This is a genomic window from Pseudactinotalea sp. HY158 (assembly GCF_009660225.1).
GTDB lineage: Bacteria > Actinomycetota > Actinomycetes > Actinomycetales > Beutenbergiaceae > HY158.
On record NZ_CP045920.1, the window covers coordinates 451662 to 469555 of the forward strand.

The following is a 17894-nucleotide window of genomic DNA, read 5'->3' on the forward strand; positions in this document are numbered from 1 at the left end:
GATGCCGGCCCTCGACCCCGCGACGGCCGCCGTCCGCACCGGCGTGCGCTCCCTGCTCGTCGAACGGCTCACCGCCGGCGCGCTCGAGCGCGGAGATCTCGTGCTCGCGGCCTGCTCGGGCGGAGCGGACTCCCTCGCGCTCGCGGCCCAGCTCGCGTTCTGTGCGCCGCGGCTCGGCCTGCGCGCCGGGCTCGTCACCGTGGACCACGCCCTGCAACCCGGCAGCGCCGCCCAGGCCGCCCGGGTGGCCGAGCAGGGGCGCGCCCTCGGCCTCGACCCGGTGCTCGTGTACCGGGCCGCCGACTCAGCCGGCTCTGCCGGGCCGGAGGGGGAGGCCCGCAACCGCCGGCTGCGCGCCCTCGCCGACGCCCGCGCCGAGTCGGGCGCGCGCGCCGTCCTGCTCGGCCACACGATGGAGGATCAGGCCGAGACGGTGCTGCTCGCCCTCGCCCGCGGATCCGGGACCCGGGCGCTCGCCGGCATGGCCGCGGTCCGGGGCCGGCTGTGGCGGCCCCTGCTCGGGGTGCGGCGCGCGCAGACCGAGCGCGCCTGCCGCGACCTCGGCCTGGACGTGTGGCACGACCCGACGAACGATCCCGACGGCCCCTGGCGCACGGCGGCCGGGACGGCGCTGCCGCGGGCGGCCGTGCGGGCTCGGGTCCTGCCCGCGCTCGCGGCGGCGCTCGGCCAGGACCCGGTGTCGGCGCTGGCCCGCACCGCCACCATCGCCGGGCAGGACGCCGACCACCTCGACCGGCTCGCGGCCGACGTGCTTGCCGGACTGCTCGAGGGCGAGCCGGATGAGCAGAGTGAGCCGGGTGAGCAGGTTGAGCCGGTTGAGCCGGGAACGGCCCGCGGTTCCGCCCGGGGAGAGGCGGGGGACGTCGTCCATGCGCTCGCCGTGGCGATCGAGGCATTGGAGCACCTGCCGGCGGCGGTCCTCGGGCGGGTCCTGCGGGGACTGCTGCTGCACGCCGGGGCGCCGGCGGGGGCGCTCGGCCACGTGCACGTGCTCGCGGTGACGGGGCTGATCGCCGACTGGCATGGGCAGGGACCCATCGTGGTGCCGGGCGGAGTCGAGGTCTCGCGCGGATATGGCAGGCTTAGCCTGGTGCGGCCGACCGAACGGCGCCGCAGCGCCCGAGCCGCCCATCGACCCACTCATCGAACCGCAGGAGAATGACCGCGTGCACGCGAGCAACGAGGACTTCGACCGGATTCTCCTCACCGAGGAACAGATCGCGGAGCGGCTGACCGAGCTGGCCGCCCGGATCGACGCGGACTACGAGGGGGAGGACCTGCTGCTCATCGGCGTGCTCAAGGGCGCGGTCATGGTCATGGCGGACCTCTCGCGCAAGCTGCACACCCGGGTCCGGATGGACTGGATGGCGGTCTCCTCCTACGGTTCCGGCACCCGCTCCTCGGGAGTCGTGCGGATCCTCAAGGACCTCGACACCGACCTGCACGGACGCCATGTGCTCATCGTCGAGGACATCATCGACTCCGGGCTCACGCTGTCGTGGCTCGCCTCGAACCTGCGCTCGCGCAACCCGGCCAGCCTCGAGATCGCGGCGCTCCTGCGCAAGCCGGAGGCGCTCCAGGCGAACGTGGACGTGAAGTACGTCGGCTTCGACATCCCCGGCGAGTTCGTGGTCGGATACGGGCTGGACTGGGACGAGAAGTACCGCAACCTCCCGTTCCTGGCCTCGCTCGCCCCGCACGTGTACAGCGCATGAGCGGTTCCGGCCGGGCCGGGGCACGTGCCCTGGGCGAACGCATGCGGCGCCCGGGCGCCCGTTCGGATACCGTCACCCTCGAGAGAACCATCACCAGGAGGGATGGGGGCGACCCCACCAGGATATGAACTCCAAGAAATTGCTCCGCGGATCGATCATCTGGATCGTCGTCGTGCTCGTGGTCGTCTACTTCGGCATGCGACTCCTCGGCGGCGGCAGCCCCCAGGAGATCGACACGTCCGCTGGGCTCGAGCTGCTCGCCGGGGACACGGTCGAGCAGGTCGAGATGACCGATGGTTATCAGCGGGTCGACCTCACCCTGACCAAGGACTTCAAGGTCGGCGGCGAGGACAAGGGCAAGCTCGTCCGGTTCTACTACACGGCGCCGCAGGGCCCGGCCGTGGTCGAGGCCGTGACCAAGGCCGATCCGCCCAAGGGCTACAACTCCGTGGTGCCGCAGTCGCCGTGGTGGTCCTCGCTGCTCATGACCATGCTCTCCGTGCTGCTGCTGGTCGGGGTGTTCTGGTTCCTCATGAGCCGCATGCAGGGCGGCAACTCGAAGATGATGAACTTCGGCAAGTCGAAGGCCAAGCAGGTGTCGAAGGAGACGCCGACGGCCACGTTCGCCGACGTGGCGGGCGTCGAGGAGGCGGTCGAGGAACTCGGCGAGATCAAGGAGTTCCTCACCGAGCCCGCGCGGTTCCAGGCCGTCGGCGCCAAGGTGCCCAAGGGGGTGCTGCTCTACGGCCCGCCGGGCACCGGGAAGACCCTGCTCGCCCGGGCGGTCGCGGGCGAGGCCGGGGCCCCGTTCTACTCCATCTCCGGTTCGGACTTCGTGGAGATGTTCGTCGGCGTCGGGGCCTCGCGCGTGCGCGACCTGTTCGAGCAGGCGAAGGCGAACGCCCCGGCGATCATCTTCATCGACGAGATCGACGCGGTCGGGCGCCACCGCGGCGCCGGGCTCGGCGGCGGCCACGACGAGCGCGAGCAGACCCTCAACCAGATGCTCGTCGAGATGGACGGCTTCGACGCGACGACGAACGTCATCATGATCGCCGCCACGAACCGCCCGGACATCCTCGACCCGGCGCTGCTGCGGCCGGGCCGATTCGACCGACAGGTCGCGGTCGAGGCCCCCGACCTCAAGGGCCGCGAGGCGATCCTGGCCGTGCACGCCAAGGGCAAGCCGATGGCCCCGGACGTGGACATGCACACCGTGGCCAAGCGGACCCCGGGATTCACCGGGGCGGATCTCGCGAACGTGCTCAACGAGGCCGCGATCCTCACCGCGCGCTCGGGCCGGCCGGTCGTGAGCAACGGCGACCTGGACGAGGCCATCGACCGGGTGATCGCCGGGCCGCAGAAGAAGACCCGCGTGATGAACGAGAAGGAACGCAAGATCACGGCCTATCACGAGGGCGGGCACGCCCTCGTGGCCGCGGCGCTGCGCTACACCGACCCGGTGACCAAGGTGACGATCCTGCCCCGCGGGCGCGCCCTCGGCTACACGATGGTCATGCCCGCGGAGGACAAGTACTCGGTCACCCGCAACGAGCTGCTCGACCAGCTCGCCTACGCGATGGGCGGGCGGGTCGCCGAGGAGCTCGTCTTCCACGACCCCACCACGGGTGCGTCGAACGACATCGAGAAGGCCACGGCCACCGCCCGCAAGATGATCAAGGAATACGGCATGAGCGAACGGGTCGGCGCGATCCGGCTCGGCCAGGCCGACGGCGAGGTCTTCCTCGGCCGCGACATGGGGCATCAGCGCGAGTACTCCGAGGAGATCGCCGGGCTGGTCGACGAGGAGAGCCGGCGGCTCATCGAGTCCGCGCACGACGAGGCGTGGGAGATCCTCACGACCTACCGGGCCGTGCTCGACGACCTCGCGCTCGAGCTGCTCGAGCGGGAGACCCTCAACGAGCAGGAACTGGCCGAGGTGTTCGCACCGATCGTCAAGCGCGATGCCCGACCGGTGTGGCTCTCCAGCCAGAGCCGCGGGGTCTCGGACATTCCGCCGGTGCGCTCCTCAAAGGAGATCGCCGCCGGGGACGCGCCGATGCTGCCGCAGGACGAGGCCGCCGCGGCCGGCGAGATCGACGAACCGACCCAGCGGCCGCCCTCACCCCAGGCGCCCCACCCGGGCGGCGGCGGGCTCACCCCGCCCCACCCGGACGAGGACCAGGGGCAGGAATGACGAGCCCGCACTACGACGAGGAGCGGGCGGCGGCGGCGGTCCGGGAGTTCCTCATCGCGGTCGGCGAGGATCCCGACCGGCCCGGCCTGCTCGACACCCCCGCGCGCGTGGCCCGCGCCTACCGGGAGCTGTTCTCGGGGATCGGCCAAGATCCCGCGGACGTGGTCCGCACGTTCTTCGACCTCGGCCACGAGGAGATCGTGCTCGTGCGCGACATCGAGGTGTTCTCCACCTGTGAGCACCATCTCCTGCCCTTCCACGGCGTCGCGCACGTGGGGTACATCCCCTCGGCGAGCGGCCGGGTGACGGGCCTGAGCAAGGTCGCCCGCCTCGTCGACGTGTTCGCCCGCCGGCCGCAGGTGCAGGAGCGACTCACCGGCGAGATCGCCGATGCCCTCGTGGAACTCGTGGACGCCTCCGGGGTCATCGTGGTGATGGACTGCGTGCACCTGTGCATGTCGATGCGCGGCGTGCGTAAGGGCGGCGCCCGCACCGTCACCTCCGCGGTCCGCGGCCAGATGCGCGACACGACCACGCGCGCCGAGGTCCTCAGCCTGATTCACCAGGGCTGAGGCTCGCCTAGGCTGGCCCCCGTGAATGCACGCACGCAGGTGATGGGCGTGGTCAACGTCACCCCCGATTCCTTCAGCGACGGCGGGCAATGGCTTGACCACGAGGTCGCGGTGGCCCACGCCCGTCACCTCCTCGCCCAGGGCGCCGACCTCGTCGACGTCGGCGGGGAGTCGACCCGGCCCGGCGCGGCCCGGGTGCCGGTCGCCGAGGAACTGCATCGGATCATCCCGGTCGTGGCGGAGCTGGCCGCCGAGGGGGCGCGCGTGAGCGTCGACACGATGCGCACCGAGGTCGCCGCCGCGGCGCTCGACGCCGGAGCCGAGCTCATCAACGACGTCTCGGGCGGCCGGGCGGATCCGCAGATGCCGGCCCTCATCGCCGAGCGCGGCTGCCGATACGTGCTGAGCCACTGGCGCGGGCACTCCGACGTGATGAACTCCCTCGGCCGGTACCGCGACGTCGTGGCGGAGGTGAGCGCCGAGCTGCTCGCCCAGGTCGCCGTCTTCCGCGCCGCGGGCGTGGACCCGGACCGGATCGTGCTGGACCCGGGCCTCGGGTTCGCCAAGGACGCCGCCGCGAACTGGCAGCTGCTCGCCCACATCGAGGAGCTCACCGCTCTCGGTCACGAGGTGCTCATCGGGGCCTCCCGCAAGCGCTTCCTGGGGGAGCTGCTCGCGCACGACGGGGCCGAGTCCCTCCCGCTGTTCCGCGATCGGGCCACCGCCGCGGTCACCGCCCTCATGGCGGAGCGGGGAGTATGGGGGGTGCGGGTGCATGAAGTGAGCGCCTCCGTCGACGCGATCCGGGTCGCCGGGGCGTTGCGCAGGGCGAAGGACGGGTCGATCGCGTGAGGAGCGGACATGAGTGCTGAAGACGTCATCCGGCTGGTCGGGCTGACCGGGTCGGGCAACCACGGCGTGCTCGCCGACGAGCGGGCGCAGGCGCAGCCGTTCTCGGCCGATCTCACGCTGTACGTCGACACCGCCGCGGCTGCACGCACCGACGACCTCGTGCACACGATCGACTACAGCGCCCTCGCCCGCGAGGTGACGGGGGTCCTCACCGGCAGCCCGGTCAACCTCATCGAGACCCTCGCGGCCCGCATCGCCGACGTCGCGCTCTCGTACGGGGCGAGCCGCGCCGACGTCGTCGTGCACAAGCCCGAGGCCCCCGTCGGCGTGCCGTGCGCCGACGTCGAGGTGCGGATCACCCGCACCGCCCCGACCGGCGCGTTCGCCGGAAGCGCGGGCCCGGGGCTCTCGCTCGCGGAGCTCAGGGACGGCGCAGCCCGGCCCCCGCAGGCGGCCGAGCCCGCCGTAGTGCCTGCCGTGGCCCCCGTGACCGCGGTCCCGGCCCCGGCACCCGCGTCGCAGCCGGCCCCGGTGGCCGCGGCATCCGAGTACGAGTTGAGCGAGGGCGTGCCCTCGACCGCCGGGGCCACGACCGCGGACGTCCTGCGGAGCGCACCGTCCTCCCCCGCCGAGGTGGTCCTGGCTCTCGGCGGGAACATCGGCGACGTGCGGGAGACGCTGCGGGGCGCCGTCCAGGCGCTCGACGAGGTCGAGGGACTGACGATCCTCGACGTCTCCCCGCTCGCGCGGACCGCGGCGGTGACGATGCCCGACGGCGTCGCCCAGCCCGACTATCTCAACGCGGTCCTCATCGCCACCACGACCCTGTCGCCGCTCGACCTGCTCGCCGTGGCGCATGCGATCGAGCGGCAGTTCGGGCGCGAGCGCACCGGTAAGTGGACCGAGCGCACCCTCGACGTCGACCTGATCCTCTACGACGGCGTGACCTCCGACGACCCCGAGCTCTCGCTTCCCCACCCGCTCGCCCGGGAGCGGGCCTTCGTGCTCGTGCCCTGGTCGCACGCGGATCCCGAGGCGTTCCTGCCGGGGTACGGCGGCGGCGCCGTCGCCGAGCTGGCCGAGCTGGCCCCGGACCGGGACGGCGTTCGCTGGCTCGCGCTCGACTGGCTCGACTCCTCCACCAGCGGCGCCCTGAACGAGGCCCCGCCGCGCTCCATGGCGGTCGCGCCGCCGGCGGGCCCTGCGGCCGGCGGCATCGAGCCCGAGGAGTCAGTGCCGCAGGTGCCGCAGGTGCCGGAGGTGCCGGAGGTGCCGGAGGTGCCGGAGGTGCCGGAGGTGGTGGACGGGGAGCCGACCGGCGAACAGCCCGACCAACCGGCCGAGCAGCCGGATGTCGAGCCCGATGTCGGGCAGCCGGCGCCGACGGGCTCTGCTGCCGCGGAGGACCCTGCTGCCGCGGAGGACCCTGCTGCCGCGGCGGAGTCCGTGCCGCCGGTGCCGCCGATTCCGCCGATGCCCGCGGAGCCCCCGGCGGCCACTCCGGGCGAGGGGGAGGCGGCCGCGAGCCTCGAGCAGCCCGACGCGAACGCGGAGCAGCCGGGTTCCGCAGACTCACTCGACCAGCCAGGCGACCAGGCTGCCGACCAGCCTGCTGCCCAGCACCCGCCCGCGACGGAACCGGAGCCCGACCGGGCCGAACAGTACGAACAGTACGAACAGTACGAACAGGCCGAGTCTGCCGGACAGGCCGAGCAGGCACAGGCCTCGGTCTTCGACGACGAGGCGACCCCGCCGAGCCGGCGTGCGCTCCGGGCGGCCGGGGAGGCGGCCGAGGCCGGACCGGCCGCCTTCGCGCCCCCGGTGGACCCGGGCGCGACAGTGGACCCGGGCGCGCCGGCTCCCGCCGCGCCTGCCTCCACATCGCCTGCCTCCGCATCGCCTGCCCCCGGATCGGCGCCCGCAGTGGCCGAGTGGCTCGCGTCCCGGCCCACGAGTGTCGGCCGCGCCGTCCCGCCCGTCGCCCCCGTCCCGCCCGTTGCCCCCGTCGAGCCGGTCGTCCCGGTCCCGCCCGTCGCCCCGGTCGAGCCGGAGCCCGGGTTCTCGGCACCGCGTGCCGCGTCGATTCCAGGGCCTCACCCAGCCGACCCAGCCAACCCAGCCGACCCGGCCGACCCAGCCAACCCAGCCGACCCGGCCGACCCAGCTGCGTCCGCCGATCCAGTTGCGTCCGCCGATCCAGCTGTGTCCGCCGATCCCGCCGATCCGGCCGGCCCTGCCGATCCAGTCGGCTCGGCCGGGCCCGGCCACCCCGGCGATGCGCCCGCGGCGTCCGGGGCGCTCCCATGGCTCCCCGGGGACGAGGGGGAGCGGCCCTCGGCGGCCCCCAAGTGGGCCCGGGTGCGGCGGGACGAGGCCGAGTAGAGGCGCATGAACCCGATCCGGCCGTTGCGCATCCGCGTCGTCGCGCTCATCTTCCTGCTCAGTGCCGCGGGCTTCACGATCGGGCTGCGACTCCTGGAGAGGCACGGCACCGACCCGGTCCGGCTGTCCGGGGCCGTCGTGGTCGTCCTCCTGCTCGCAGCGGTGGCCGTGGCGGCGCTCGGGCTGCGGATCCGCCGCTGGATCCGGCGCGGCGAGCACATCGACCCCATCGGGGCCACCCGCACCCTCGTGCTCGGGCAGGCCGCGGGCATCGCCGGGGCGCTCCAGGCCGGCTACTGCGCGGGCCAGGTGCTCGTGAGCATCCCCCGCCTCCCCGCCCCCGAACCACAGCTCGTGCTCGTGACCGCCGCGGCCGCCCTCGTGGCCGCGCTGGCGCTCGCGGGCGCCGGCCTGCTCGCCCAGTGGTGCTGCCGGATCCCGCCGGACGACGACGACCCCGAGAACCGCCCGCCCGGACCGCCCCGGGCCGCCTGACCGCCCCGGGATGGAACAATGGCGATCACTATGACTTCCTCCCCCTTCGACCTCGACGGTGCCACGTGGGTGAGCGTCTCCCGGCGACTCATCACGGTCCGCGTCTGGATCTGCCTCATCAGCCTCGGCATCCCGCTCCTTGCCGGAATCGTGCTCGGCGTCGTCTTCGGTGGGTGGCTCTGGATCGTGCCGGGGGTCATCGCGCTGCTGCTCGCCTGGCTGCTGTGGCTCGTGCCACGGCAGGTACCGGCGATCGGGTACGCCGAACTCGACGATGAACTCGCGATTCGCAAGGGCATCATGTTCCGCACCCTCACGCTCGTGCCCTACGGGCGCATGCAGTACATCGAGGTGGATGCCGGGCCGGTCGCACACAAGAACGGCATCGCCACGATCACCCTGCACACCGCCTCGGCCAGTTCCGACGCCGAGATCCCCGGCGTGCCCGAGGCGGAGGCCTCCCGGCTGCGGGACCGGCTCACCCGCCGCAGCGAGAGCATGCTGGCGGGTCTGTGACCTCGACGCCTCCTCCCGACCGCCCGGGAGCCGGCTCGCCCGAGCCGTCTCAGCCCATCGAGCCGACCCGGCCCATCGAGCCGACCCGGCCCATCGAGCCGGCCCGGCCCATCGAGCCGGCCCGGCCCGTCCACCTGTCCGAGCCTGCCCGGCCGCCCGCGCAGCGTTCGCAGCAGCCCCAGGCGGTCCGCCCCGAGGTCGACTGGCGCCGCGTGCACCGGGTCACGCCCCTGCTCAACGCCTGGAAGGTCGCCGCGGCGTTCATCGCCTTCGCCGCCTGGCAGGGCGCGCAGAACCTCGAGGGGGCCGACCTGCCGGGGGTGCAGGTGCTGCTCCTGGTGCTCGGGGTGATCGTGCTCGCCGCGCTCATCGGGCTCGTGTACAACTACATCGCCTGGCGCCGACTCGCCTACGGTTTCGACGACGAGTCGCTCTTCCTGCACCAGGGCGTGCTCTTCCGCAGCCAGCGGCACGTGCGCCTCGACCGCATCCAGTCGGTCGACATCAATCAGCCGCTGCTGGCCCGGGCCTTCGGTTTCGCCGCCGTCAAGGTGACCTCCGCGGGCACGTCGGCGAGCAGCCTCACCCTCGCGTTCGTCACCGAGGCCGAAGGGCACCGGCTCCGCAACGAGATCCTCGCCCGCGCCGCCGGCCTGGACCTGAGTGAGGACGACGGCGCCCCGCCCGCCGTAGCGCAGGAGGCACCCGAGAGCGTGCTGCTCGAGCTCGAGGCGGGACGGCTGGCCGGATCGCTCCTCCGCTCGCTCGGGCTCGTGCTCGGCGTCGTCGCCGTGATCGTGCTCCTCGGCGTGGCCGTGGTCACGCGGAACCCCTCGGTCGTGTTCTCGTTCATCGTGCCGATCTTCGCCGTGGGCAGCATGGCGTGGGCGCGGCTCAACGGCCAGTTCGGGTTCCGGGTGGCCACCTCGCCGGACGGGATCCGCCTGCGCTACGGCATGCTCGCGACGACCTCGCGCACGGTTCCCCCCGGGCGCGTGCAGGCGCTGCAGCTCACCCAGCCGATCCTGTGGCGGCGCAAGAACTGGTGGCGGGTGGCGGTGACGGTCGCCGGGGACTCCGTGACCGAGGGGTCGGTCAACCAGCCCGTGCTCTACCCGGTCGCCACCCAGGACGACGCGGCCCTCCTGCTCTCGCTCGTGCTGCCCGATCTGGGCGTCGAGGATCCGCTGGCCGTGATCGACGCCGCCCTCCGCGGCAGCGGACCGGCCGAGGGGTTCGTGACCACCCCGCGCCGGGCCCGGTTCATCGACCCGCTCGTCTGGCGCCGCAACGGCTACCGGGCCACCGATACGGCCGTGCTACTGCGCACCGGCCGGGTCTGGCGGTCGCTGACCATCGTGCCGAACGCCCGGATCCAATCCCTCGGACTCGATCAGGGCCCCATCGAACGCCGGCTCGACCTCGTGAACGTGGCCGTGCACTCCACGCCCGGCACCATCTCCCCGGCGCTCGCCCACCTCGACTCGGCCGACGCCTCCCGGTTCCTCGTCGAGCAGTCGGCCCGTGCCCGGGCCGCGCGGGTCTCGGCCGGCCCGGAACGCTGGATGGAGCGGCCCCACGCGGAGCGTGCCGAGACCCCGGTCACGATCGGGGAAGAGGACGACGCGGGCGGGCGTTCCACGGATACCGCGGGCACAGCCGATATGGCCGATATGGCCGATATGGCAGATACGGCAGATACAGCAGATATGGCAGATACAGCTGACCCGCCGGCAACCACCGTTGCGACCGCACCCGTGGCCTCCCCCGATGAACCCCGATGAGTCGTGATGAGCCCCAATGAGCCCCGATGAGCCCGACGAAACCCCGATGACCTCATGAGCACCGATCCACCCCGGACCCGGCCCGGGCGCCTCGGGATCGGCGTCGTGGGCGCGGGCCGTGTCGGCGCCGTGCTCGCCAACGCCCTGCGGGCCTGCGGCCACGGCATCGTGGCGGTGAGCGGAGCCAGCCCCGACACGCTCGACCGGATCGACGCGCTCCTGCCGGGCGTGCCGGTCGAACCGGCCGACGTCGTGGTCGCGCGCAGCGAACTCGTGTTCCTCACCGTTCCGGACGACGACCTCGCCCCGCTCGTGCGGGGGTTGGCCGACCTCGGCCGGTTCCACGCCGGCCAGCTCGTGGTGCACTGCGCGGGCCGGTACGGCACCGAGGTGCTCGCACCCGCGCTCGCCGCCGGCGCGATCCCGCTGGCGATCCACCCGGCCATGACCTTCACCGGCACCTCCGTCGACCTCGCCCGGCTCGTCGGCACCCCGTTCGCGGTGAGCGCGCCCACCCCGGTGCTGCCCATCGCCCAGGCGCTCGTGGTCGAGCTCGGCGGTGAGCCGGTCGTGCTCGACGACGACGCCCGGGTGCTCTATCACGCCGCCCTGAGCCACGGCGCCAACCACCTCGTGACCCTCACGGGCCAGGCCGTCCGCACCCTCGCGGCCGCCGGCGTGGCGGACGGCGGCGCGTTGCTCACCCCGCTCATGACCGCCGCCCTCGACGGGGCGCTGCGCGGCGGTGACCAGGCGCTCACCGGTCCGGTCTCGAGGGGCGACGCCGGGACCGTCGCCGACCACCTCGACCGGCTGGCGCGGCTCACCGGGCCCGAGGTCGCCGACGTCCTGCCCAGCTACACCGCGCTCGCCCGCGCGACGACCACGCGGGCGCTGGCGACCGGTCGGATCGACGAGCGCCGGGCGGCGGCCCTGCTCGACGTGCTCACGCCCCCGGCCGGCGCGGACGGCGGCCCCGCGGCCGGCCCGGCGGCCGACCCCGCGCCCGCGGACACCCGGGTACGCGGGGCGATGCGCGTCGTCCACACGATCGACGACCTGCGCGCGGCGCTCCCGGAGGACGGGCGGCGACGCGCCGTGGTCATGACGATGGGCGCCCTGCACGCCGGCCACCTGGAGCTCGTGCGGCGCGCCGGGGAACTGGCCGACGAGGTCGTGGTGACCATCTTCGTCAACCCGCTCCAATTCGGCGCGGGCGAGGACCTGGAGACCTATCCGCGCACGTTCGATGCGGACCTCGCCGCGCTGACCGGGGCCGGCGGGGTCGACCTCGTGTTCGCGCCGAGCGTCGGCGAGATGTACCCCGGCGGGGAGCCGCGGGTACGCGTGAGCGCGGGGGAGGCGGGCCGGCGCTGGGAGGGGGCGGCCCGACCCGGGCACTTCGACGGCATGCTCACCGTCGTGCACAAGCTGCTCTCGCTCACCCGGGCCGACCTGGCGCTGTTCGGGCAGAAGGACGCCCAGCAGCTCGCGCTCATCCGGGCCATGGTGGCCGATCTCGACCTGGACGTGGAGATCGTCGCCGTGCCGATCGTGCGCGAGGCCGACGGGCTCGCCCGCTCGAGCCGGAACACCCACCTCTCGGACGAGGAACGCCGGGCCGCCCTCGTGCTCTCCCGATCCGTGGCGGCGGCCGTCGCGGCGGCCGACGCCGGCGCCTCCTCGGAGGCGGTGCTCGCCGCCGCCGAGCAGGCGCTCGCGGCACGCTCGGCCCTCGTCGAGCCGGACTATCTCGCGCTCGTGGACCCGGACACGATGGAGCCCCTCCCGTCCGGCGCCTCGTCGGGGCACCCGGCGGGGTTGATTATCATTGCCGCGCGGGTCGGTGGGGTCAGGCTCATCGACAACGCGCTCATCGGCCGGGGCGAGGAGCCCCGGCAGGAACAGGACCTCTCATGACCTCGCTCATGCGCCCGATGATGGTCGGGAAGATTCATCGCGCCACCGTCACCCAGGCCGACCTGCACTACGTCGGCTCGGTCACGATCGACGCCGAACTGCTCGAGGCCGCGGATCTGCCCGTCGGCCAGCAGGTCGACATCGTCGACGTGACCAACGGGTCCCGGCTCACCACCTACGTCATCGCCGGGGAACGGGGCAGCGGCCAGATCTGCATCAACGGCGCCGCCGCGCACCTCGTGCACCCGGGCGACGTGGTCATCATCATCGCCTACGGGATGATCGCCGATGCCGAGGCCCGCGACTACGAGCCGCACGTGGTGTTCGTGGACCGGGACAACCGGATCGTCGAGCGCTCGGACGACCCGAGCCGGGTGCCCGGCGGCTACGGGCTCGAGCGGAGCGGGTTGCCGATCGCCGAGGGCCGGGCCGCGGTCGCACGCGACCCGCGCCGGCGGCCGGATCCGATCGGCTAGGTAGAATCGACACCGTGACTGCCTCGCCCTCCTCCCAGACCGCCTCGTCCGAGGCCTCCCTGCCCGAACAGCTCCAGGTGCGCCTCGAGAAGCGCCGGCGCATTCTCGATGCGGGCGGTGAGGCATATCCGGTCGCCGTTCCGGTGACCACGACGATCGCGGCGGTACGCGAGGGATATGGTCACCTCGAGCCCGGTGAGGAGACGGCCGACGAGGTCGGCGTCGCGGGCCGGGTCGTCTTCGTGCGCAATACCGGGAAGCTGTGTTTCGCCACGCTTCAGGACGGTGCGGGCCAGCACCTGCAGGTCATGCTCTCCCAGGCCGGGGTCGGCCCCGAGGCGCTCGCCTCCTTCAAGAGCGATATCGACCTGGGAGATCACCTCTTCGCCCACGGCCGGGTCATCTCCTCCCGCCGCGGCGAGCTGAGCGTATTCGCCGATCGGTGGCAGCTCGCGGCCAAGGCATTGCGCCCGCTGCCGACACTGCACAACGAATCCTCCGAGGAATCCAGGGTGCGACGCCGATACCTCGACCTCATCGTGCGCCCCGCCGCTCGGGATATGGTGCGTGTCCGCTCCGGCGTCATGCGATCGTTGCGGGCCAACTTCCACGAGCGCGACTACCTCGAGATCGAAACGCCGATGTTGCAGACGCTGCACGGTGGGGCGGCGGCGCGTCCGTTCGAGACGCACATGAACGCCTATGACATCGACCTGTATCTGCGGATCGCCCCGGAACTCTTCCTCAAACGGGCGGTCGTCGGCGGTGTCGAGCGCGTGTTCGAGATCAACCGCAACTTCCGCAATGAGGGCGCCGACTCCTCCCACTCGCCCGAATTCGCGATGCTCGAGGCGTACGAGGCCTACGGCGATTATCACACGATGGCCGATCTCACCCAGGATCTCGTGCAGCGGGCCGCCCGGGACCTGTTCGGCGGCACCACCGTCACGCTGGCCGACGGCTCCGCCTACGACCTCGGCGGGCAGTGGACACGACTGAGCCTGTACGACTCGCTGTCGGAGGCCCTCGGCGAGACGATCACCCCGGGGACCGGCCTGCCGGAGCTGTTCGGGCACGCCGAGCGGCTCGGACTCGAGATCGACCACGACATCGCGATCCCGGGCAAGGTGGTGGAGGAGCTGTGGGAGCATCTCGTGGGCGACCACCTGCACGCGCCGACCTTCGTCATGGACTACCCCGAGGACACCTCTCCGCTCACCCGCGGTCACCGGAGCGAACCGGGCAAGGCGGAGAAATGGGATCTGTACGTGCGGGGCTTCGAACTCGCCACCGCCTATTCCGAACTCGTGGATCCGGTGATCCAGCGAGAGCGGCTGCAGGCCCAGGCGCGCCTGGGATCGCGCGGCGATGTCGAGGCGATGAACGTCGATGAGGACTTCCTCGAAGCAATGGAACACGGGATGCCCCCGTCGGGCGGTATGGGCATGGGGATCGACCGGCTCCTCATGGCTCTCACCGGCCTCGGCATCCGCGAAACGATCACCTTCCCCCTCGTGAAACCGCGGTAGTCATGGATATCGTCATCGCCCTTGCGCCACCCATCGGGGTCGGCCTGCTGTTCTATCTGCTCATGCGCATCTTCCTCACGGCCGATCGCCGTGAACGTGCCGCGCAGGCGAAGATCGACGCCGAGGTGGAACGGCGTATCAATGCGAATCCGCCGGCCACGCCCCCGCCGGGCCGACCCGAGTAGCACGACGCGAGCGGTATCAATGACGGCGGGCGGGCCGCCGCCGTGATGCCGGCCGGTTCGCGCAGCGTGGACATGGGGAGAAGTACCCATACAAGCGATCCGGGTGTGGTGTGGCATGTTAAGGATAAGTTTGGCAGAATGGCATTTGCCAGAGAAGTGCCGTGTGCCTAACGAAAGCGAGTATCACCATGGCCCAGAAGGTACGTGTTTACCTCATCGACGACATTGACGGCTCCGATGCCTCCGAGACGGTCTCGTTCTCGGTCGACGGCGTGTCGTACGAAATCGACGTGAACGACAAGCACGCGCAGGAACTGCGCAACTCGTTCAGCACGTGGGTCAGCCACGCGCGTCGGGCCACCGGCGGTGCTCGTCGTGGCGGCCGCCGTGCGGCCGCTCCGCGTTCCGCCTCGGACGCCGCGGCGGTCCGTGCCTGGGCGCGCGAGAACGGCTACGAGGTGAGCGACCGCGGCCGCGTGTCGGCCGAGATTCGCGAGGCCTACGAACAGCGCAACCGCTGACGAGGTCGAATCGGGTCGCCACGAGCCGATGACTGATACGTCGCTGCTGATCGGGACCGGGGAATGGCAGGTCTACCGCCTCGGTGATCCGGCACGCACCGAGCTGACCTGGCCGAGGCCCACCTTCCTGCTCATCCACCGCGGGCACCACTACGCCGTGAGTGAGATCGCCGCAGGCGAGGTGGTTCGCTTCGGGATTCCAGGGGAGCCGGTCTCGATCGGCAGCGGGGGCGCCTCACCGTGCCACCTGAGTGGACACCCGGGCGGGTGGATCTACGCGAGCAACTACGGCAACGGCACCGTGCGGGCCATCGAGGTGACCGACACCGGCGACTTCACCGGTGCGATCGTGGATCTACCCCACGACGGAACCGGTCCCGTGACCGACCGGCAGGAGTGCTCGCACGCGCACTTCAGCATGGTCGTGGGCGACCATCTCGTCGTCGCCGATCTCGGCACCGACGAACTGCGGGCCTATCCGCTGGCCGCGGGCAGGCCCGACGACGATCCCGTCCTCACCCGGCTGCCCCCGGGGACGGGCCCGCGCCACCTCGCCCGCGTGGGCGGGGATCTCGTCGTCACCGGCGAGCTGAGCGGGGAGATCCTGGCGCTGCAGTGGGACGTCGACGCCGGCCGCGGGCAGGTCCGCGCCCGGGGACCGGTCGCCGCGGCCCGGGGGGCTCACTACGCGGCTCACGTCGAGGCCGTCGGGGACCGGCTCGTCGTCGGGGTGCGCGGCTCGAACACCCTCTCGGTCCTGGCCGCGGACGACCTGCGGCTGCTGCAGGAGGTTCCCACCGTCGCCTGGCCCCGCCACCACGCCGTGGTCGGGGACCACCTCGTGGTCGCCGGCGAACGCGCGGACGCCGTGGCCTGGCACCCGCTCATCCGAGCCCGCGAGGGGCTCGAGCTGGGGCCCGTCGAGCGGACCGTGAAGATCGCCTCGCCGATGTGCGTGCTCGCAGAGGGCTGAGCGATCCCGCCCGGAGGTCGCACCGCCGCACCGTTCCGATCCGTGACCGGCTCCGAACCCGGTGGCGCCCGTGGTGCACACTAGGGGCATGACCTACACGCTCGTACTGCTTCGCCACGGCGAAAGCGAATGGAATGCCAAGAACCTCTTCACCGGTTGGGTCGACGTGCCGCTCTCGGAGAAGGGTCGCGCGGAGGCCGCACGTGGGGGCGAGCTGCTCACGGAGGCCGGCCTCACCCCGGACGTCCTGCACACCTCCCTGCTGCGGCGCGCGATCACCACGGCGAACCTCGCGCTCGACGCCGCCGACCGGCACTGGATCCCGGTCAAGCGCAGCTGGCGCTTGAACGAACGCCACTACGGCGCCCTCCAGGGCAAGGACAAGAAGCAGGTCCGCGACGAGTTCGGCGACGACCAGTTCATGACCTGGCGCCGCTCGTACGACGTGCCGCCGCCGGCGATCGAGGCGGGCACGGATTTCTCCCAGGACTCCGACCCCCGTTACGCCGGTGAGCCGATCCCCGCCACCGAGTGCCTCAAGGACGTGCTCGAGCGGGCCCTGCCCTACTGGGAGGGCGAGGTGGTGCCCGATCTGAAGTCCGGGAAGACCGTGCTCGTGGCCGCCCACGGCAACTCGCTGCGCGCGATCATCAAGCACCTCGACGGGATCGACGACGCGACCATCGCCGGTCTCAACGTCCCCACCGGGATCCCGCTCGTCTACGAGCTCGACGAGCAGCTTCAGCCCGTGATCCCCGGCGGGACCTACCTCGACCCGGAGGCCGCCAAGGACGCCATCGCCGCCGTGGCCAACCAGGGCAAGTAGCCACCCTCCCCGGACGCCCACGGGCGCCCGGACGCGAACGGGGCCCCGCCGATCGGCGGGGCCCCGTTCTCATTCCTCGGGCGTCAGTCGTCGACGCCGGAGTTGAAGTCGCCGGTCACGAGGTACTGGATCCGTCGGGCGACGTTGACCGCGTGGTCGCCGAACCGCTCGTAGAAGCGGGCGGTGAGGGTCACGTCGACGGTCTCTGCGGTGGTCCCCGGCCAGTTCTGCGCGAGGGTCAGGCGGAACGTGTCGAGGTGCAGCTGGTCGAGCACGTCGTCGTCGCGCTCCACGCGCAGCGCGAGCGAGAGGTCGTGGGACTCGAGCAGCTCGACCACGTCGCCCGCGACCCGCTTCGCGGCCTCGCCGAGGCGGTGGAAGACCGGGACGGCGGTCTCGGGGATCGCGACGTTCGGGTAGCGCAGCCGCGCGACCTGGGCCACGTGCCGCGCCAGGTCGCCCATCCGCTCGATCGAGGAGCTCATCCGCAGCGCGGACACGACCAGGCGCAGGTCCGAGGCCACGGGCTGCTGCCGGGCGAGCAGCATGACGCAGCGCTCGTCCAGCTCCCGCTCCAGTTCGTCCACCGCCGCGTCGGCGTCGATCACCCGTTCGGCCAGCTCCAGGTCCCCCTCGAGCAGCGCTGTCGTCGCGTCGGTGATGGCCGTGGCCACCTGACGGCTCATCGAGACCAGGTCGTCGCCGACCTGGCTCAGTTCCTGGGTGAAGATCGCGCGCACTGCTCGCCTCGCATTCCTGGGGGGCCCGGCCCGAGCCGGAGCACTGGTGAGCCCCCATGATCCCATCCGGCCGTGAACCGGCAATGAATCGACCGTGAACCGTCGATGAGCCCGGGATGAACACGGCGCGCCGGGAACGTGAACACTGGGCGACCGGGGACCGGGGAGGCGCCGGAACCGCCCCGCGGGC

At 72.4% G+C, this 17894-nt stretch carries 17 protein-coding genes; 16 read left to right on the forward strand and 1 reads right to left on the reverse strand.

The window, feature by feature from the left end; all coding sequences use genetic code 11:
- Position 1: 1 nt before the first annotated feature.
- The 16 genes from tilS to GCE65_RS02025 all read left to right on the forward strand — a co-directional run bounded on the left by tilS (position 2) and on the right by GCE65_RS02025 (position 16964).
- Positions 2-1183 carry a tRNA lysidine(34) synthetase TilS gene (tilS, locus tag GCE65_RS01950; protein ID WP_153877186.1) on the forward strand — a complete coding sequence of 394 codons (1182 nt, stop codon included), beginning with the start codon at positions 2-4 and terminating at the stop codon, positions 1181-1183.
- A 4-nt stretch (positions 1184-1187) separates the two neighbouring features.
- On the forward strand, positions 1188-1736 hold the full coding sequence (gene hpt, locus GCE65_RS01955; protein ID WP_228760065.1) for a hypoxanthine phosphoribosyltransferase: 549 nt from the start codon (positions 1188-1190) through the stop codon (positions 1734-1736).
- 124 nt (positions 1737-1860) lie between these two features.
- Complete coding sequence (gene ftsH, locus GCE65_RS01960) at positions 1861-3933, forward strand: ATP-dependent zinc metalloprotease FtsH (RefSeq protein WP_152817205.1); 2073 nt, start codon at positions 1861-1863, stop codon at positions 3931-3933.
- A complete protein-coding gene (folE, locus tag GCE65_RS01965) occupies positions 3930-4505 on the forward strand; it encodes a GTP cyclohydrolase I FolE (RefSeq protein WP_152817206.1) in 576 nt (191 codons plus the stop codon). Before ftsH ends, folE begins: the two co-directional genes overlap by 4 nt.
- A gap of 21 nt (positions 4506-4526) precedes the next feature.
- A complete protein-coding gene (gene folP, locus GCE65_RS01970) occupies positions 4527-5357 on the forward strand; it encodes a dihydropteroate synthase (protein ID WP_370460169.1) in 831 nt (276 codons plus the stop codon).
- A 9-nt stretch (positions 5358-5366) separates the two neighbouring features.
- Positions 5367-7739, forward strand: coding sequence for a 2-amino-4-hydroxy-6-hydroxymethyldihydropteridine diphosphokinase (folK, locus tag GCE65_RS16440; protein ID WP_228760066.1), 2373 nt, complete (start codon positions 5367-5369; stop codon positions 7737-7739).
- Positions 7740-7745: 6 nt separating this feature from the next.
- Positions 7746-8234 (forward strand): DUF3180 domain-containing protein, encoded by a 489-nt coding sequence (locus tag GCE65_RS01980; protein WP_153877188.1) that lies wholly within the window; start codon positions 7746-7748, stop codon positions 8232-8234.
- Between the two features lie 30 nt (positions 8235-8264).
- A complete protein-coding gene (locus GCE65_RS01985; protein ID WP_152817208.1) occupies positions 8265-8750 on the forward strand; it encodes a PH domain-containing protein in 486 nt (161 codons plus the stop codon).
- On the forward strand, positions 8747-10534 hold the full coding sequence (locus GCE65_RS01990) for a PH domain-containing protein (protein WP_153877189.1): 1788 nt from the start codon (positions 8747-8749) through the stop codon (positions 10532-10534). Before GCE65_RS01985 ends, GCE65_RS01990 begins: the two co-directional genes overlap by 4 nt.
- A 54-nt stretch (positions 10535-10588) precedes the next feature.
- Positions 10589-12454, forward strand: coding sequence for a pantoate--beta-alanine ligase (gene panC / locus GCE65_RS16970; protein WP_153877190.1), 1866 nt, complete (start codon positions 10589-10591; stop codon positions 12452-12454).
- The gene (gene panD / locus GCE65_RS02000; protein WP_152817211.1) at positions 12451-12930 is read left to right on the forward strand and encodes an aspartate 1-decarboxylase; all 480 of its coding nucleotides are present in this window, start codon (positions 12451-12453) and stop codon (positions 12928-12930) included. The genes panC and panD overlap by 4 nt, the downstream gene beginning before the upstream one ends.
- A 14-nt stretch (positions 12931-12944) precedes the next feature.
- Entirely contained in the window at positions 12945-14459 is a 1515-nt protein-coding gene (gene lysS / locus GCE65_RS02005; RefSeq protein WP_153877191.1) for a lysine--tRNA ligase, read from the forward strand.
- 2 nt (positions 14460-14461) lie between these two features.
- On the forward strand, positions 14462-14644 hold the full coding sequence (locus GCE65_RS02010) for a hypothetical protein (RefSeq protein ID WP_152817212.1): 183 nt from the start codon (positions 14462-14464) through the stop codon (positions 14642-14644).
- Between the two features lie 188 nt (positions 14645-14832).
- Positions 14833-15165: an Lsr2 family protein gene (locus GCE65_RS02015; RefSeq protein ID WP_152817213.1), complete on the forward strand. Its 333-nt coding sequence runs from the start codon at positions 14833-14835 to the stop codon at positions 15163-15165.
- 28 nt (positions 15166-15193) lie between these two features.
- Positions 15194-16138 carry a beta-propeller fold lactonase family protein gene (locus GCE65_RS02020; protein WP_153877192.1) on the forward strand — a complete coding sequence of 315 codons (945 nt, stop codon included), beginning with the start codon at positions 15194-15196 and terminating at the stop codon, positions 16136-16138.
- Positions 16139-16226: 88 nt separating this feature from the next.
- Positions 16227-16964 carry a phosphoglyceromutase gene (locus tag GCE65_RS02025; protein ID WP_153877193.1) on the forward strand — a complete coding sequence of 246 codons (738 nt, stop codon included), beginning with the start codon at positions 16227-16229 and terminating at the stop codon, positions 16962-16964.
- Between the two features lie 83 nt (positions 16965-17047).
- On the opposite strand, the gene phoU is transcribed toward GCE65_RS02025, so the two are convergent.
- Complete coding sequence (gene phoU, locus GCE65_RS02030) at positions 17048-17704, reverse strand: phosphate signaling complex protein PhoU (protein ID WP_153877194.1); 657 nt, start codon at positions 17702-17704, stop codon at positions 17048-17050.
- Between the last annotated feature and the right edge of the window lie 190 nt (positions 17705-17894).

Coding starts and splice junctions, on each gene's coding strand:
- tilS (WP_153877186.1), top strand. CDS start 2: ATGCCGGCCCTCGACCCCGCGACGGCCGCCGTCCGCACCGGCGTGCGC.
- ftsH (WP_152817205.1), top strand. CDS start 1,861: ATGAACTCCAAGAAATTGCTCCGCGGATCGATCATCTGGATCGTCGTC.
- folE (WP_152817206.1), top strand. CDS start 3,930: ATGACGAGCCCGCACTACGACGAGGAGCGGGCGGCGGCGGCGGTCCGG.
- folK (WP_228760066.1), top strand. CDS start 5,367: ATGAGTGCTGAAGACGTCATCCGGCTGGTCGGGCTGACCGGGTCGGGC.
- GCE65_RS01980 (WP_153877188.1), top strand. CDS start 7,746: ATGAACCCGATCCGGCCGTTGCGCATCCGCGTCGTCGCGCTCATCTTC.
- GCE65_RS01985 (WP_152817208.1), top strand. CDS start 8,265: ATGACTTCCTCCCCCTTCGACCTCGACGGTGCCACGTGGGTGAGCGTC.
- panC (WP_153877190.1), top strand. CDS start 10,589: ATGAGCACCGATCCACCCCGGACCCGGCCCGGGCGCCTCGGGATCGGC.
- panD (WP_152817211.1), top strand. CDS start 12,451: ATGACCTCGCTCATGCGCCCGATGATGGTCGGGAAGATTCATCGCGCC.
- GCE65_RS02010 (WP_152817212.1), top strand. CDS start 14,462: ATGGATATCGTCATCGCCCTTGCGCCACCCATCGGGGTCGGCCTGCTG.
- GCE65_RS02015 (WP_152817213.1), top strand. CDS start 14,833: ATGGCCCAGAAGGTACGTGTTTACCTCATCGACGACATTGACGGCTCC.
- GCE65_RS02020 (WP_153877192.1), top strand. CDS start 15,194: ATGACTGATACGTCGCTGCTGATCGGGACCGGGGAATGGCAGGTCTAC.
- GCE65_RS02025 (WP_153877193.1), top strand. CDS start 16,227: ATGACCTACACGCTCGTACTGCTTCGCCACGGCGAAAGCGAATGGAAT.